The following is a 15,664-nucleotide window of genomic DNA, read 5'->3' as shown; positions in this document are numbered from 1 at the left end:
ACAAACATTGAAAATTAATTCTCATAATTATTGAGAATACTAAAAATTTCTAAGCTATTGATTTTAAGGTTCGAATATATAAAAACATCGAGCTATAAATAAGAGGATATCCTCATATTGTGACAAAAAGAGTTATTTAATTAAAATCAATCCAAAAAAAAACCACATTCTAAAAAGAATGTGGTTTTAAAGTGATGTGAGCCCTGCAGGATTCGAACCTGCGACCGCCTCCTTAGAAGGGAGGTGCTCTATCCAGCTGAGCTAAGAGCCCTAATCAACAATAAGTCGGGGTAGCAAGATTCGAACTTGCGACCTCCTCGTCCCAAACGAGGCGCGATAACCGGGCTACGCTATACCCCGAAATATACACTAAGTGTATAAATCTTTAAATAACAAAACAGATGGTTACTCATCTGTTTTGTTATGACTTGCGGAGAGACAGGGATTCGAACCCTGGGTAAGTGTTTCCACCTACGACGATTTAGCAAACCGCTCCTTTCGGCCACTCAGGCACCTCTCCTTTTAATAAAATAATGAACTTGCTTGTTGTAAGCGGATGCAAATTTACATCAACAAATAGAAGAAAACAAGAATAATTTCAACTTTAATTCAAAAAAAAATAAAGATTAAATACTGCACGATTCTATTTGATTAAAAATCAGATACTCACCTCTAATTATTGTAAATAAAATAATTTAAAAAAAATAACATTTTCGCGAAAGCGGTATACCTTAATACCTTCTTAAAGCAAAATATCCAGTAAACGTCACGTTTGAACGCGTATTTGCTTTGTACCAAAAACCATTATCAAAAAGCATTTTACCTTGATAGCTTCCATCCCAACCTTGCCCATAAGGAGAAATAGTCTTGAGGCGCTTTCCAAATCTGTCATAAATTTCTATACTCGTAACTGTCTCTCCATTTACCACTACACCCCTAACCTGCCAGGTGTCATTAACACCATCTCCATTAGGAGTGAAATATTTTGGAAATCCCGGGTCAGGTTTGATACGCCTGCTATCCATTCCACAACTGTTGCGGTCTCTTACATAAACCTGAATATCTGTCGCATCAATATTTGTAAGTAATGCACTAGATTGATAAGGACCATTCTCACTCGTGCTAGAATATTCAAAATCACCTTCCTCTTCTAATTCTACTAGAATGTTTACCGTGTTTCCTTGGTTGGAGATTACTAAGTTATTAATGATGGGAGGATCAATTATAGACACCTCAAATGAATGTGTAGCTGTACAAATAATAGTACCAGAGTCAATAACTGTTTCTGTGCTCACCTCCACCATATAAACTCCTGAAACATTTATAGTAACTAGAGCGTCTGAGGATATGGTCGCCATTTCACCATCATGTATTGCACTCCATACAATACGCTCATATGAATCTGGATAGCTTAAGATTAAAGGAGCATTATCTCTGCAAATCTCATAATTTTCGGCGAGATCAATTATGGGATTTAAGTCAACCATTTCACCTGTAATCCCATCTGTATAAGGACCACAACCAAAGGTGGTCGTAAAGCTTGTTTGCGTGCAATTTTGTGCCTCTCCGGCGGCATTAAAAGGTGTTATGGTTACGTAATACGTAGTACCTTCAAGAAAGTCCAGTACCGCTGTAGATGTAGCTAGACCAATATCTGTATTTGCAAGCACGTCTGATCCTCCTGGGATTGTACCTATTCTTATAAGATAACCCTCTACATTAGTCACTGCCTGCCATTCAAGTATTGGTGTGAGCGCAACTTCAGTTGCTCCATCTATTGGCGCTATAAGTTGGGTGCAGTCTGGGACTTCCGTGGCAATATTTTCTGTAGTAAATGAGGTTTCTGTGCAGCCTGTTGCTTGTCCATTCTCATTATATGATATCAGCGTAACATAATACGTAGTACCTGGATCTAAATCTACAGCGCTATTGTAAGTCAACATATTACCCAAGTTTTGACCGTTTACAATATCTACCGCTCCAGGTGAAGTACCTATATTTATGATGTAGCCCGTAGCTCTAGGCGCATAAGGCCAACTTATTGTAGTGTTTAAAGAAACGTCTACGGCTCCATTTACTGGAAAACTTACTTGCGTACAGGACGGAATAACGGTAACATCTTCCGTAGTAAAAGACTGACTATTGCATGACTGCGAGCCACTTACAAAAAAGGCTCGGACCGTAATGTAGATGATGGTACTTTCTGGCATTCCCTGCGGAGGATTAAAACTCGCTGAAATACCTACACTAAAATTATCAAGTATATCTGTACCTCCTGCAGTAGTACCTAAGTCTATAAAATAATTAACTGCTCCGGCTACTGGCTCAAAACTTATTGGAGCAATTACAGAAACATTGGTTTCTCCTTGAGCTGGAGAAATAAGCAAAGCACAGCTGGTGTCTTGAACGGCCGCTTTCGCGAAAACGTGAAAAACACAAAACAATCCTATTAAATAGAACCGAAGGCAACTCTCTTTACTGCTCAAGTTCATTCCACAAAGTTTTCAAAATAAAGACCTATCAAATATACTGACTAGTCGTTAAAGCATCTTGTAGGAAAAAATAGGTTGATTTTAAATCAATTAAAATCTAAAATAAAGAGGTTTGCGACTCAGAATCATCATCATCGTTGCCTACTTCACCATCTGCTTTTTTTGCGGGTTGAGAAGAACTCTTTTCTGGAGTTACTTCTTCCTCACCTACCACTTCAATATTTTCTTTTTCCTCTTCTACCTCCTCATAAGGTAAAGACTCCATCCAGTTTACACCTTTAAGCTTTTCTGTATAAAACGTATTACCTAGGGCACTTATACCTTTTACAGCTATAAAGTCTTCCATAGATACAATCTCATTTTCCTTAGCCTCCTTACCTCGTTGCTTGTAAAATATCATTTCGGCTACTGGTCGCCAGTCGGTAGAAACTAGTTCTAGCACGCTATTCTCATGATCAGATATAAATGTTTCTTCTTTATCTGGAGTATCTATCAAGAATCGCTTACCATAATAACGATCCTTATTACCATCCCAATAGATAGCTGTAATAGGCTTTTGAGGATTCCATTTTTCTAGTACAATCATATCTTCGTCAAAATGATGTGTCACCTCTGGGATAATCGTGCGCACATTACCATGCTGATTGATAATCAATAAACGGTCGTCTGGACGAAATTCACCCAGAAGATCTCCGCGCTCGTCAAGATTAAGGCGTTGTACTGTATTATCAAACCATATTTTACGCGGTTTAAGTGTAGACAGCCCTTTTTCTTTAAGCTCTACAGATTTTACTGCATTTTTAGAAACGATGTTACCTTTAGAAGATCGGCCTTTTATAATAACATCTGCAAAGTCTATTTCTAATCGGAGCTTCTTTATGGAGGCAACTGCTCTCAAGTATACTGTAACTAATTCTGCCTCTCCATTAGGATTTGCACTAAAATAAAGTACCTGAGCGCTCTTCTGGTCTCCAGCCAGCTTGTAATCATTATTACGTGTAACAGAGGTAACGTTAAAGCGCTTAACGTACGTAGGCAATCCATTACCTGCTCTATAAATCATATTGTATGTTGTACGCTTATCCTTTTTCTTGAAAATGGCTACATGTAAAATATCTTTACCAATAAAGGTTTTAGATTCCACCTTTACCACCATCATCGTTCCAGACTTTGTAAATACAATTACATCATCTATATCAGAACAGTCGGTTACATACTCATCTTTTTTGAGGGATGTTCCCACAAATCCTTCTTCACGGTTTACGTAAAGTTTCGTATTTCTCAATACTACCTTGGCTGCTTGAATATCATCAAAGATTTTAATCTCTGTTTTACGTTCTTTTCCAGCTCCGTAGTCCTTTTTTAACCTTGTAAAATAATCTATCGCATACTGCGTAAGATTATCTAAGTGATATTTTACTTGAGTGATTTGATCCTCTAGTGCATCTATCTTCTGTTGTGCTTTATCTATATCAAACTTAGAAATACGTTTTATACGTATCTCCGTTAATCTTGTGATATCCTCAACGGTAACCGCTCTTTTTAAGTGACCTATATGTGGTTTTAAACCATCATCTATCGCTTTAATAACGCCATCCCAAGTCTCTTGTTCTTCAATGTCACGGTAAATTCTATTTTCAATAAAAATACGTTCAAGTGAAGCATAATGCCATTGGTTTTCAAACTCACCTAGTTGAATCTCAAGTTCTGCTTTTAATAAGTCTTTTGTACGATCCGTAGAGCGACGTAACATTTCTGTTACTCCCACAAAGAGTGGTTTATTATTTTCTATAACGCAACTAAGCGGTGATATTGATGTCTCACAATTTGTAAATGCATACAATGCATCAATTGTTTTATCTGGTGAAATTCCAGCAGGAAGATGTACTAATATCTCTACGTTTGCAGAGGTATTGTCTTCTATTTTTTTAATCTTAATCTTACCCTTATCATTTGCTTTAAGGATAGAATCTATGAGTGATGTTGTGGTCTGTCCAAAAGGCAACTCAGTAATGACAAGCGTATTTTTATCCTGCTGACTTATACGAGCTCTACAACGTACTTTCCCACCTCGTAATCCATCTTTATAGTCAGTAAAGTCGGCTATACCAGCCGTTGGAAAGTCTGGATATAATGTAAATTTCTTGTCCTTAAGATGCTTGATGGAAGCATCTATTAGTTCTATAAAATTGTGAGGAAGTACCTTTGTACTCAAACCTACGGCAATACCTTCTGCTCCAGATGCTAAAAGCATTGGGAACATTACAGGTAAATTTATAGGCTCCTTCTTACGACCATCGTATGATGCCTGCCATTCTGTTATTTTCGGATTGTAGACAACATCAAGTGCAAACTTGGTAAGTCTTGCTTCTATATAACGAGAAGCTGCTGCGCGGTCGCCAGTTAGAATATTTCCCCAGTTACCCTGTGTATCAATGAGTAGATCTTTTTGCCCTATTTGCACCATAGCATCACCTATACTCGCATCACCGTGAGGGTGATACTGCATCGTGTGACCTACTACATTTGCAACCTTATTATAACGACCATCATCAAGCTCCTTGAGAGCATGCATAATACGACGTTGTACCGGTTTGAAACCATCTTCTATAGATGGAACGGCACGCTCTAGGATTACATAAGATGCATAATCTAAAAACCAGTCTTCAAACATCCCCGAAACTCGAGTGATGGTTTCTCCTCCACCGTCCACTACTTCAGCAGGAAGTGTCTCTGGGTTTAATTCTTCGTCTTCGTTATGGTCGTTTATTTCTTCGCTCATTAATTGGTTGTAATAACACTTACTTTTCTAATGGTTCCATCGTGTCTTGCCACGGCGTTACAAATACATTTATAAATCTATGGTCGCCATAGGTTTGAACTCGCACTTCCCTTTTGGCTTCATTTTCCTTAAAGCTTGCAATAAAGCGATAGTTCATAGTATCTGAGGTCGTCCCTTTAACGCTTTTCAATTTCAACTTTTTTAGAGCACCTGTTTCGTTTCTTATCGTTTTATAATAAGCTACACCTTCATCACTCTTCAAATATCCCTTCAAATCGCTAGACACAGAAAATTTTCTGAAATCAATTGGCTCATCCCTCATTACGGCTTTGGCAAATCGTTTTGCTTCTCCTGTATTAATCTTCATTACCGTATTAATTACTGCAGAGGCACACCCCATCAATAAAATACTCGCCATCGCAATAAATGTAAATCTCCTTATCATATTTCTTGTTTTAAAGTTCTATAATTATAGACGCTTAAAAACTTATAATGGTTGCCTCAATCTTTCTTTATTCACGATTTCGCGAAAGCGGACTACTAATCCTCCTCCACTACTCTATCTAATTCTACCTTGAGATTTTCAATAATAAACTTCTGTCTATCTGGAGTGTTTTTACCCATGTAGAAAGACAATAATTCTTCAATCATTAAGGCTTTATCTAGCATTACTGGCGCTAGCCTTATATCTTCTCCTATAAAAAACTGGAATTCATCTGGTGATATCTCTCCAAGTCCCTTAAATCGAGTAATCTCTGGTTTTGCGCCTAAGCGCGCCATAGCATCTGCCTTTTCTTGATCACTATAACAGTACACTGTTTCTTTCTTATTACGCACCCTAAAAAGAGGTGTTTCAAGAATATATAAATGTCCTTCTTTTATGAGTTCTGGGAAGAACTGCAAGAAGAAGGTGATTAGTAATAATCGTATGTGCATACCGTCAACATCGGCATCTGTTGCTATCACAATGTTGTTATAACGTAAGTCCTCTATAGACTCTTCTATATTAAGTGCAGCTTGCAAGAGATTAAACTCCTCGTTTTCGTAAACGATTTTCTTTGAAAGTCCGTAGCTATTAAGAGGCTTTCCTTTAAGACTAAAAACAGCTTGCGTGTTAACATCACGTGACTTTGTAATTGATCCAGAAGCCGAGTCTCCCTCGGTAATAAACAACGTAGTCTCCAGGTTACGTTCTTTCTTACTGTCTGTAAGGTGGATACGGCAATCTCTTAATTTCTTATTGTGAAGGTTTGCTTTTTTTGCCCTGTCTTTTGCTAGCTTACGTATTCCAGAAAGATCCTTTCGCTCACGTTCTGCTTGTAATATTTTACGTTGTAAGGCATCGGCTACAGGAGTGTTTTTATGTAAAAAGTTATCAAGTGCAGTTTTAAGAAAATCATTAATATACGTTCTCACGGTAGGTAACTCACCTCCCATATCTGTAGATCCTAGTTTGGTCTTCGTTTGCGACTCAAAAACAGGCTCCATCACTTTAATACTAATCGCAGATACAATTGACTTTCTAATATCTGATGCCTCGTAACTCTTATTATAAAACTCACGAATGGTTTTTACTATGCTTTCGCGAAAAGCTGCCTGGTGTGTTCCACCCTGCGTCGTATTTTGACCATTTACAAAAGAGTGATACTCCTCAGAATATTGCGATTTACTGTGTGTTATGGCAACCTCAATATCTTCTCCCTTTAAGTGGATAATATCATAAAGACGATCTCCCTCTGCGATGCTTTCTGAAAGTAAATCTTTCAGTCCATTTTCAGAAAAGAATTTCTCACCGTTAAAAACAATGGTTAGTCCTGGATTAAGATATACGTAGTTCTTAATCAAACGTTCTACATACTCAGAGCGAAATTTGAAATTTTTAAATATCTCACCATCTGGAACAAATGACACTTTAGTACCACGCCTGCGCGAAGTCTCATCTAGTAAATCTTGATTCTGTAATTCACCACGCTCAAACTCTGCACTTGCAGATTTTGCATCTCTAGTAGATTCTACTCTAAAGTAGCTAGATAATGCATTTACCGCCTTAGTACCTACACCGTTTAGACCTACAGATTTTTTAAATGCACGCGAATCATACTTACCTCCCGTGTTCATTTTTGAAACAACATCCACTACTTTTCCAAGCGGAATACCACGACCGTAATCACGTACGATTACTTTTTCTCCTTGTATGGAAATCTCTATGGTCTTCCCGGCTCCCATCACAAACTCATCGATACAGTTATCAAGCACCTCTTTTACAAGGATATAGATACCGTCGTCTGCGCTAGAACCATCACCTAGTTTACCTATGTACATCCCTGGACGCATGCGGATGTGCTCCTTCCAATCGAGCGATCGGATATTATCTTCGTTGTATTGTGTTTCTTGAGTCATAAAATGTCGTGGAGTCGCTAATATAAGGACTTGCAATGGCTTAAAGAACCCCAAAATAAAGAAATAATTAACAATTTTAAAAATAGCATTGTTGATTACGAAATTCTCTATGCTTTCGCGAGAATGTGATTAAATTATTCTCTCTTCTTTTTCTTTACAAACCATGCGATTTGTATCTTTCTATCCTTACAAAGTTAGATTTTATGGCAGTACTAAATGGATTAAATCGAAGATTATTATTAATTGCCTTTGTAGGTGGTGCTATCGCTATATTACTGATTTATAGAAACCAAACAACAACCTCACCCGAAGTTCATACTGCCAAAGATTTATTAGAAAAAGTAATGAACGCCAGTGGGACAAAAGAGCGTTACAACAACATAAAAAACATACGCTTTAAAAAAGCTTTTCATCTATACCATGAAGATGGAACTATAGAAATAGACCGTACAGAGTTACATCAATATGATTTTAGTGAGGGAACTCAACACAATGTAAGTTGGACATCAGGTACTATAAATTATGAGCTCATACAAAAGGACTCAGATATATACCAGACTATAAATGGAGCGACAGACACTACCGCAACAAAAGTTTCACTGCAAAATAAACTAAACGCCGCTACTTTCGTTTTAGGACTGCCCTACACTTTAGATAGTGATAGTTCGACAAAAACATACAATGGCTTACAAGATTTTGAAGGCGTAAAAGCACATGAACTGGTCGTTACATTTACAGGCAGCAAAGATATCTGGAGTCTTTATTATGAGCCAACAACGTTTGCATGGCTAGGTTACTGGGTGAAAACCTCAGATCACTACAGCCTCGTTACTAATGATGAAATGACAGAGGTGGATGGATTCCAATTTTCGCGAAAGCGTACAAGTTATCGCACAGATTCTTTAAAAGTGAGACAATATCTAAGAGCAGATTACGACTACTCTAATTATAAAATAAAGTAACCTAAGACTGTACTTTTGCCTCGATAACTTCGATAGCAGACTGCACTGTTTCCATCTTTTCTATCTCGTCATCTTCAATAGTAATATCAAAGTGATCTTCTACGTCAAGCACAATATCTACAAGGTTTGCAGAGTTTACATTAAGTTCTTGAGTTAAGTGGCTTGTAGGTTTTATATCATCTACAGATACATCTTCTGGTAGATAAATTTTAATAATATTCTTTAAGGCTTCGTAGTGTTCGTTATTCATAATCTTATGTGTAAACTGTGATAATTAACACAGTATGTTATTTTTATCTCTAGTTATTCAAATTTCTTAAAAATCATACAGCAATTCACATCGCCAAAACCAAAACTAGCTTTTGCCGCCACCTTTACAGGCATATCAATGGTTTGTGTGAGTACTTTACCCTGAGCTACTCGCTCTAATATTTCCGGATGTATGTGAGCAGAGTTAATATTTCCAAAAATACGACCTTCCTCAAGTTCTAAAATAGTCGCTACGGTCTCAATACTCCCAGCCGCCGCGAGACAGTGTCCAGTCATGCTTTTAAGCGAATTGATATAAGGAAAATCCTCTCCTTTCAATTCAAGAGCTTCACTCCAATTTGCAATTTCTGTTGGGCACATCCCAGTAGAAGTGAGATGCCCATTTATGGTATCAATTTCCGTCGCAGATACTCCTGCATTTTTAACCGCAGTTTTTATACAATGCTGTACAGCCTCACTATTAGGAGCAGTCATAGTACCGCCATTGCGCTGTCCTCCACTATTTACTGCACCACCTAAAACTTCGGCATATATCTTTGCCCCTCGTTGTTGTGCACTTTCGAGAGTTTCTAGCACTAATGCTCCGGCTCCAGCGCCTGGCACAAAACCATTTGCATCTTCTTGCATAGGCCTGCTTCCAGCTTCTGGATCTTCATTATATTTTTTTGTGAGTACGCGCATCGCATCAAAACCTCCCCAAATGTAAGGGCCGCTATCATTACAACTGCCCACGAGCATTCGCACTGCATCACCGTTGCGCACGCGCTCATAGCCCATAAGTACGCTTTCTAATCCTGTAGTGCAGGCACTAGAATTTGTAGTGACTTGGTTTCCACAACCTAGATATCCTCCTAGATATGCACTTATACCGCTTGCCATCGTTTGCACGACAGAAGTACTACCTAAGCGGCGTACTTTGCCTTCATCAGTTAGGTAAATAGCACTTCTAAATTTTTCGGCGCCTAGTAGTGATACTCCAAAGACGATTCCGCTATCGTAATCAACAGTATCTTTATCTGTAGGCGCAAGCCCAGCGTCTGTCCAGGCATCTACTCCTGCTATCATCCCGTACTCAATACCAGAGCTCTGTAAATCTCGCAGTTGTAATGCCGTAAAGTATTTTTTGAGCATTCCCTCTGGAATTTCTGGCTGTCCAGCAATCTGACACCCAAAATTAAGGTCTGCTAGTTTCTGGTGAAATTTAATTCCACTTTTACCAGAGAAAATGGCATCAGAAAATGCTTTGAGCCCTATTCCATTAGGTGCACAAACGCCCATTCCAGTTATAACTACTCTATGCTTCATTATTTAGTGCTAAAAATTCCTGCAAGTGTTCCTTTTACACAGACCTCATCTTGTGCATTAAGAAGCTTCACATTACATTTTAATTTATTAAATCTAAAATAGGCCTCCTCTGATACAACGGTCACTTTCTCCCCAGGCATCACAGGTTTTAAAAACTCAACATCTGCGCTAGTAAATGCTACTTTTAAAGCAGCTAAATCTTGACCTGCCAACTTAGAAATACCCAGACTTACTAAACCTATTTGCGCCATGCATTCTGTGAGTATCACGCCAGGTGTAACAGGGTTACCCTTAAAGTGTCCTTCATAAAAATAAGATTCTCTAGAAAATGTATAAGAACCAACAATATATGAGTCGCCCAGCTCTTCTATCTGATCTACAAATAGAAAAGGCGCCGTATAAGGCAATAACGCTATGATCTCTTCACTGCTCATCGTATGTGTTCCCCTCCGTCTACGGGAATCACAGCGCCATTAATCCAGGCTGCTTCATCACGTGTTAACAAATACACAGCATTACCTACATCCTTAGGCAGTGTTAATCGCTTGTAAGGATTACGTTGCTGTGCCATTTCTTTCATATGCTCGCTCCCTGGTATGAGGCGCAAGCTCTCTGTATCTGTCACTCCTGCTTGGATACAGTTAGACGTAAGTCCTAAGGGTGCAAACTCTAATGCAATCCCTCTCGAGATGGCTTCAAGAGCAGCTTTGGCTGCAGCAACTGCGCCATATTGTGGCCATGCTTTGCTGCTTCCTTCACTTGTAAATGCAATGGCTCTAGCAGATGGGGTAAATAATTCCGCTTTCGCGAAAGCGGATACCCAATCATAATAACTCACCGCCATGGCGTCTAGAGTACCTTTAAAATCCTCATTGCTAAGTGTGGCACTATCTTCTGAATATAATGGCTTCAAATTACCACGGGCGATGCTATGCACCACTACTTTTATTGCTCCTGCGCCAACTGTATCCTTTATTCCTGAGATAGTAGCTTGACGCTTACCTGCATTAAGGGCATCTGTATTATATGATAATATGGTCGCTCCAGAAACTTCCATCTCGCGCATAGCGTCTTCAAAAGCTGCTATCACACTACGACGAGATCTATGAATGATGATAATGTTCATTCCTTCATGCGCTAGTTTCTTTGCGGTGGCTAGCCCAAGACCCGAACTACCTCCTAAAATTACTGCGTATTTATTCTTATAAGATTGACTCATCACTTACCATTTTAATAATACACGTTGAGCCGAAAACCCTGGGCCAAAACTCAACATAATTCCTAAATCACCTTCCTCACAATCTCTATCAAGAAAACGCTCTAAAACGTACAGCACAGTAGCACTACTCATATTTCCATATAATTTAAGCACCTCCTTCGTGTCATCTATATTTTTCCCAAGCTTACCAAAGAGATCTTCCACCGTTTCAACAATCTTACGCCCTCCTGGATGAAATATAAGATGGTTTACATCTGCTATAGTATATCCATTCTTTTCTAAGAAAGGATGAATTATATCTGGAAACTTATCTGCTATCTTTTGTGGCACTCGCTGGTCTAAAATCATCTGTAAACCACTATTTACAAGCTTAAAGCCCATCATTTCCTGCGCATCATAAAAGTGATACATTTCTGTATCCACTATTTGCGGTCCGCTATCTTCTTCTTTACTCGACATGAGAACGCAAGCCGCACCATCTCCAAAGATAGCTGCACTCACCACGTTTACCATCGAGTAATCATCATGTTGAAAAGTAGCCGTAGGACTTTCTATCGCTATAACAGCTGCTCGTTTTCCAGGATTTGCTTTAAGAAATTCATTTGCATATAGCACACCGCTTACTCCAGCAGCACACCCCATCTCCGTTACCGGTAATCGCACAATGTCTTGGCGTAGTTTGAGCGCATTAATTAAATATGCATCTAGGGAAGGAATCATAATACCCGTACAACTAACCGTAATAATATAGTCAAGGCTAGTACCATCCCATGAAGCTTTAGTAAGCGCTTTAGATAATACCTGCTCTCCTAGCTTTACAACCTCACGAGTATAAATGTCATTCTTCTCTTGAAAACTAGTAGCTGTAAATACCTCTTCTGGCGCCATAATGCTATAGCGCTTATCTACTGCTGCATTACCAAAAATCTTCTTAACCTTTCGTTTAAAACGGTCTTCTTGCCCATCTAGCCATAAGTCTAGAAAAGGCATTATCTCTGCTGTAGTACGTGAATATTGTGGTAACTGTTTTGCTACCGTCGTAATGGTTACGCTCATATAGTTTTTATCACCCACAAATATCTAAACGCCCATTTCCATTGTATGGAATAGTCGTCTAGTGCAAGTTGTTTTGAATAGGTTTCTAATTCTTTTCTTCTAAAAGAGCGGGCAATGCTCACTCTTCCGTCGTATTTGGCAATCTTACTTTTCATAAATATACCGCTAAAAAGCTGAAATAAACGGTACGCTATCTTACTTCGCTGTAAATCGTTTACTATGATACCAATACTTGCCAATTTTTTAAATTTCTCCATAAACACAAGTAGTTGTTCATCAGAAAAATGGTGCATTGTTAAGGTACAGATAATCACATCACATTCAAACGTAGTCTCATCTATCGTTAATATATTCTGACGACTAAAGGTTAAGTTATCAAAGTCCTTAGATTTCTCTCGGGCACTATCAATACTTTTATCATTAATGTCAACCCCATAAAATGAAATATCAATAGCACTATTTTTAAAGTGCTTTGCTATGTGTCTTAATACTTCTCCATCACCACAGCCCACATCTAAAACGTTCCATTTCTTTTTCTCAGGATGTGCGCTTATTAAATCTTCTAGCGCTGTAATCGTAATATGATTACCACCTAGGTATTTATTTACCGTAGCGAGATCCTTTAATGCTAGATGTAAGTCTACCTCTGGAAGACTGGGATCATCCATTAATTCAGGAGTAGTACTACGATTTTTAAAATTCATTATGTTATAAGATTTCCATGTGTTGACTGTATCACGCTACTCAATAATCTAGGTGATTTTTGAAGTATTCCTACTCCTACTCTAGTTATTGTTGCGTTATGCAAGCCACGTTGTATAAGCGCCCCATTGCGCATTCTAGTCGCAAAGGTTTGCTTCCACTGCTTCGTATATTCTTTTTCTAGCTGCTCCCGCTTTTTTGAAGTACTTATATGGTTACTAAGACACTCACTTGCAATCTTTGCGCTATGAATTGCCATTGCCATACCGTTTCCGCATAAAGGATGTATGAGTCCTGCACTATCACCTATCATTAATAAGTGATTCTCCACCGCAGATTTATCTTGAAATGAGATCTGACTAATGGTGAGTGGTTTTTCAAAAATTGGTTCCGCTTGCGCGAAAAATTCTTTTAAATGACGATTCTGCTCTAATACCTCAACTCGATAAGTATCTAAATCTTTATGCTTCTTAAACGAATTTACATCTGCTAGGTAACAAACGTTTATCCCATCTGTTTCCACTTTTGATAATCCACAGTAACCTCCTGAAAAATTATGTAATGCCACCAAATCTTCTGGGAATTGTCCAGCATAATGTGCTTTTACACCCATCCAAGGGGATTTTGTACTTATAAATTTTCGCGAAAGCGTAATATCTAATCCGCTCCTCTTACCATAGGCTCCAAGAGCATACGGTGCTCTAAAACTTTTATCTTTTGTGGTAACCTCAAATTGCTCTCTCCCGAAAGTAACATTTGTAGCGGTTGCTTGCTCAAACACCAATCCTAGGCGTATAGCTCGATCATACAAAGCTAGATCTAAAGCATACCTGCTCATACCAAAACCTCCTAAAGGAAGTTTGATTTCAAGTGCATTGCCAGAGAGTCCAGAAAATTGAAAACGATTTATTTTCTTAGCGCCATTGTTTATGGGATAAATACCCAACGCGTCTAAATATGGCAATACTTCATTTGAAACATACTCACCGCAGACCTTATGCTTAGGGTATGAATTTTTCTCAATAAGCATCACAGAGAAGTCAGCTTGCAGTAAGTGTACAGCGGCTGTGAGTCCGGCAAGACCCCCACCTATTATTATGATATCACAATCTTGTTCCACTATGTGAATTTACAGGTTAGATCGCATAAAAAATCCCCAAAACATAAGTTTTGAGGATTTTGTGATTTCTGTTTAACAGAAGGAATTAGTTCCCTCCGTTTGCTTCTTTCATCGCGTCCTGCTTCATCTCTTCGTTAGGAACAATAGCAAGTTGTACACGTCTGTTTTGAGCACGTCCCTCTGCTGTATCATTACTAGCTGCTGGTTGCGCTTCACCGTACCATACCGTTGTAAATCTTCCTGCAGATAATCCTGTACTTACCATATAGTTAGTCACAGCATTTGCTCTGTTTTGAGATAACGTCATGTTATTTACATCAGATCCTACACTATCTGTATGACCTGCTACAATAACATTAGTTTGGTTATACTCCTTCATAATGTTAGACATTTTATTAAGTAATGTCTGACTAGCTGGATTCACATTATATTTTGCTGTATCAAAATAAACTCCTGAGTTCTCATCAAAAGTTACTACGATACCATCATCTACACGCTCTACAGTTGCTCCTGGAAGTTCTTGCTCGATTTGTTGCGCTTGCTTATCCATTTTGTTACCAATGAGGACACCTGCTCCACCACCTACTACGCCACCTATAACAGCACCTAGTTCTCCATTGCCACCTTTACCGGCATTGTTCCCTATAATTGCTCCAAGGATAGCTCCTCCAGTTGCACCTATAACAGCACCTTTCTGTTTATTGTTTGCATTTTTAGTAGCCTCACAGCTTGTGAAACCTGTAAGCATTGCTGCTCCTAGTGCTATTACTGTAATATTTCTTACTATATTTTTCATAATCTTAATTCTTTAGGTTGATTGTTAACTACAGACTATTCTGCAATTTTGGTAAAATTCATTGTAATGTTAAAAGGTTTACCCTCTAAGCTTACTGTTTGTGACATTTGTAATTGGTCTTCAGAAAGGTAAGAAAGCGCTACTCTAAAACCAGCGTTAGTTTCAGACTTCATTTTAGCATCCGTTGGCTTCACAAGAATATTATAATTCATATCATCACCTTCTGTATCTGGAATACTCCAAACGAAGTAACGTTTCTCCGTATCGCAACCTACTCCAGAAAGTTCGTAGTTTCCAAAATTATTATTAGGAATAAAACGCCATGTACTTCCTTCCATACATTCTTGTGATGCGTCATTAAAAAGGTTGATATTAAAAGTTCCTTGACGATCATAACTTACTTCGTTAAGCGTCCAAGTTCCTTTAAGTGTTTTTTTAGATTGCTTTACCACTTGAGATGGTCCACAACTTGCTATAGTAGCAACTAAAAGAACGAGTATTACTGATTTTATATATTTCATAATAGTTAGGGTTAAATTAAAAAAAGCAACCTTTCATAA

General features: G+C 38.4%; 14 protein-coding genes and 3 tRNA genes. 1 reads left to right on the top strand and 16 read right to left on the bottom strand.

What is annotated here, in order from left to right; all coding sequences use genetic code 11:
* Positions 1-197 precede the first annotated feature (197 nt).
* The 7 genes from ACJJVU_RS08950 to ACJJVU_RS08920 form a co-directional block, all read right to left on the bottom strand.
* Positions 198-271: transfer RNA gene (locus ACJJVU_RS08950), tRNA-Arg, on the bottom strand.
* Positions 272-285: 14 nt separating this feature from the next.
* Positions 286-360: transfer RNA gene (locus ACJJVU_RS08945), tRNA-Pro, on the bottom strand.
* 71 nt (positions 361-431) lie between these two features.
* Positions 432-520: transfer RNA gene (locus tag ACJJVU_RS08940), tRNA-Ser, on the bottom strand.
* Positions 521-731: 211 nt separating this feature from the next.
* A complete protein-coding gene (locus ACJJVU_RS08935; RefSeq protein WP_405224397.1) occupies positions 732-2,492 on the bottom strand; it encodes a T9SS type B sorting domain-containing protein in 1,761 nt (586 codons plus the stop codon).
* Positions 2,493-2,589: 97 nt separating this feature from the next.
* The gene (locus ACJJVU_RS08930) at positions 2,590-5,274 is read right to left on the bottom strand and encodes a DNA gyrase/topoisomerase IV subunit A (RefSeq protein WP_405224394.1); all 2,685 of its coding nucleotides are present in this window, start codon (positions 5,272-5,274) and stop codon (positions 2,590-2,592) included.
* A gap of 19 nt (positions 5,275-5,293) precedes the next feature.
* Positions 5,294-5,719, bottom strand: a complete 426-nt coding sequence (locus ACJJVU_RS08925; protein ID WP_405224391.1) for a hypothetical protein — start codon at positions 5,717-5,719, stop codon at positions 5,294-5,296.
* Positions 5,720-5,814: 95 nt separating this feature from the next.
* Positions 5,815-7,674, bottom strand: coding sequence for a DNA topoisomerase IV subunit B (locus ACJJVU_RS08920; protein WP_298328055.1), 1,860 nt, complete (start codon positions 7,672-7,674; stop codon positions 5,815-5,817).
* A gap of 203 nt (positions 7,675-7,877) precedes the next feature.
* Here ACJJVU_RS08920 and ACJJVU_RS08915 point away from each other — a divergent pair, with 203 nt between their 5' ends.
* On the top strand, positions 7,878-8,636 hold the full coding sequence (locus tag ACJJVU_RS08915; protein WP_405224386.1) for a hypothetical protein: 759 nt from the start codon (positions 7,878-7,880) through the stop codon (positions 8,634-8,636).
* A gap of 1 nt (position 8,637) precedes the next feature.
* On the opposite strand, the gene ACJJVU_RS08910 is transcribed toward ACJJVU_RS08915, so the two are convergent.
* From ACJJVU_RS08910 to ACJJVU_RS08870, 9 genes are all read right to left on the bottom strand, one after another.
* Complete coding sequence (locus ACJJVU_RS08910) at positions 8,638-8,886, bottom strand: phosphopantetheine-binding protein (RefSeq protein WP_298328049.1); 249 nt, start codon at positions 8,884-8,886, stop codon at positions 8,638-8,640.
* A gap of 53 nt (positions 8,887-8,939) precedes the next feature.
* Positions 8,940-10,211 (bottom strand): beta-ketoacyl-[acyl-carrier-protein] synthase family protein, encoded by a 1,272-nt coding sequence (locus tag ACJJVU_RS08905; protein ID WP_405224383.1) that lies wholly within the window; start codon positions 10,209-10,211, stop codon positions 8,940-8,942.
* A complete protein-coding gene (locus ACJJVU_RS08900) occupies positions 10,211-10,645 on the bottom strand; it encodes a 3-hydroxyacyl-ACP dehydratase FabZ family protein (RefSeq protein WP_405224380.1) in 435 nt (144 codons plus the stop codon). The genes ACJJVU_RS08905 and ACJJVU_RS08900 overlap by 1 nt, the downstream gene beginning before the upstream one ends.
* Complete coding sequence (locus tag ACJJVU_RS08895; RefSeq protein WP_405224377.1) at positions 10,642-11,430, bottom strand: SDR family oxidoreductase; 789 nt, start codon at positions 11,428-11,430, stop codon at positions 10,642-10,644. The genes ACJJVU_RS08900 and ACJJVU_RS08895 overlap by 4 nt, the downstream gene beginning before the upstream one ends.
* A 3-nt stretch (positions 11,431-11,433) precedes the next feature.
* On the bottom strand, positions 11,434-12,486 hold the full coding sequence (locus ACJJVU_RS08890; protein WP_405224375.1) for a type III polyketide synthase: 1,053 nt from the start codon (positions 12,484-12,486) through the stop codon (positions 11,434-11,436).
* Positions 12,483-13,190, bottom strand: coding sequence for a methyltransferase domain-containing protein (locus ACJJVU_RS08885; RefSeq protein WP_405224372.1), 708 nt, complete (start codon positions 13,188-13,190; stop codon positions 12,483-12,485). The genes ACJJVU_RS08890 and ACJJVU_RS08885 overlap by 4 nt, the downstream gene beginning before the upstream one ends.
* A complete protein-coding gene (locus ACJJVU_RS08880) occupies positions 13,190-14,308 on the bottom strand; it encodes an NAD(P)/FAD-dependent oxidoreductase (RefSeq protein WP_405224369.1) in 1,119 nt (372 codons plus the stop codon). Before ACJJVU_RS08880 ends, ACJJVU_RS08885 begins: the two co-directional genes overlap by 1 nt.
* A gap of 85 nt (positions 14,309-14,393) precedes the next feature.
* Entirely contained in the window at positions 14,394-15,104 is a 711-nt protein-coding gene (locus ACJJVU_RS08875; RefSeq protein WP_035336740.1) for an OmpA family protein, read from the bottom strand.
* A 35-nt stretch (positions 15,105-15,139) separates the two neighbouring features.
* Entirely contained in the window at positions 15,140-15,625 is a 486-nt protein-coding gene (locus tag ACJJVU_RS08870; protein ID WP_405224366.1) for a lipocalin family protein, read from the bottom strand.
* Between the last annotated feature and the right edge of the window lie 39 nt (positions 15,626-15,664).

Origin of the sequence: Dokdonia sp. Asnod1-B02 (assembly GCF_045063955.1) — a bacterium.
Lineage (GTDB): Bacteria > Bacteroidota > Bacteroidia > Flavobacteriales > Flavobacteriaceae > Dokdonia.
This window is presented reverse-complemented; position numbering and strand designations above follow the sequence as displayed.

Coding starts and splice junctions, on each gene's coding strand:
- ACJJVU_RS08935 (WP_405224397.1), bottom strand. CDS start 2,492: ATGAACTTGAGCAGTAAAGAGAGTTGCCTTCGGTTCTATTTAATAGGA.
- ACJJVU_RS08930 (WP_405224394.1), bottom strand. CDS start 5,274: ATGAGCGAAGAAATAAACGACCATAACGAAGACGAAGAATTAAACCCA.
- ACJJVU_RS08925 (WP_405224391.1), bottom strand. CDS start 5,719: ATGATAAGGAGATTTACATTTATTGCGATGGCGAGTATTTTATTGATG.
- ACJJVU_RS08920 (WP_298328055.1), bottom strand. CDS start 7,674: ATGACTCAAGAAACACAATACAACGAAGATAATATCCGATCGCTCGAT.
- ACJJVU_RS08915 (WP_405224386.1), top strand. CDS start 7,878: ATGGCAGTACTAAATGGATTAAATCGAAGATTATTATTAATTGCCTTT.
- ACJJVU_RS08910 (WP_298328049.1), bottom strand. CDS start 8,886: ATGAATAACGAACACTACGAAGCCTTAAAGAATATTATTAAAATTTAT.
- ACJJVU_RS08905 (WP_405224383.1), bottom strand. CDS start 10,211: ATGAAGCATAGAGTAGTTATAACTGGAATGGGCGTTTGTGCACCTAAT.
- ACJJVU_RS08900 (WP_405224380.1), bottom strand. CDS start 10,645: ATGAGCAGTGAAGAGATCATAGCGTTATTGCCTTATACGGCGCCTTTT.
- ACJJVU_RS08895 (WP_405224377.1), bottom strand. CDS start 11,430: ATGAGTCAATCTTATAAGAATAAATACGCAGTAATTTTAGGAGGTAGT.
- ACJJVU_RS08890 (WP_405224375.1), bottom strand. CDS start 12,486: ATGAGCGTAACCATTACGACGGTAGCAAAACAGTTACCACAATATTCA.
- ACJJVU_RS08885 (WP_405224372.1), bottom strand. CDS start 13,190: ATGAATTTTAAAAATCGTAGTACTACTCCTGAATTAATGGATGATCCC.
- ACJJVU_RS08875 (WP_035336740.1), bottom strand. CDS start 15,104: ATGAAAAATATAGTAAGAAATATTACAGTAATAGCACTAGGAGCAGCA.
- ACJJVU_RS08870 (WP_405224366.1), bottom strand. CDS start 15,625: ATGAAATATATAAAATCAGTAATACTCGTTCTTTTAGTTGCTACTATA.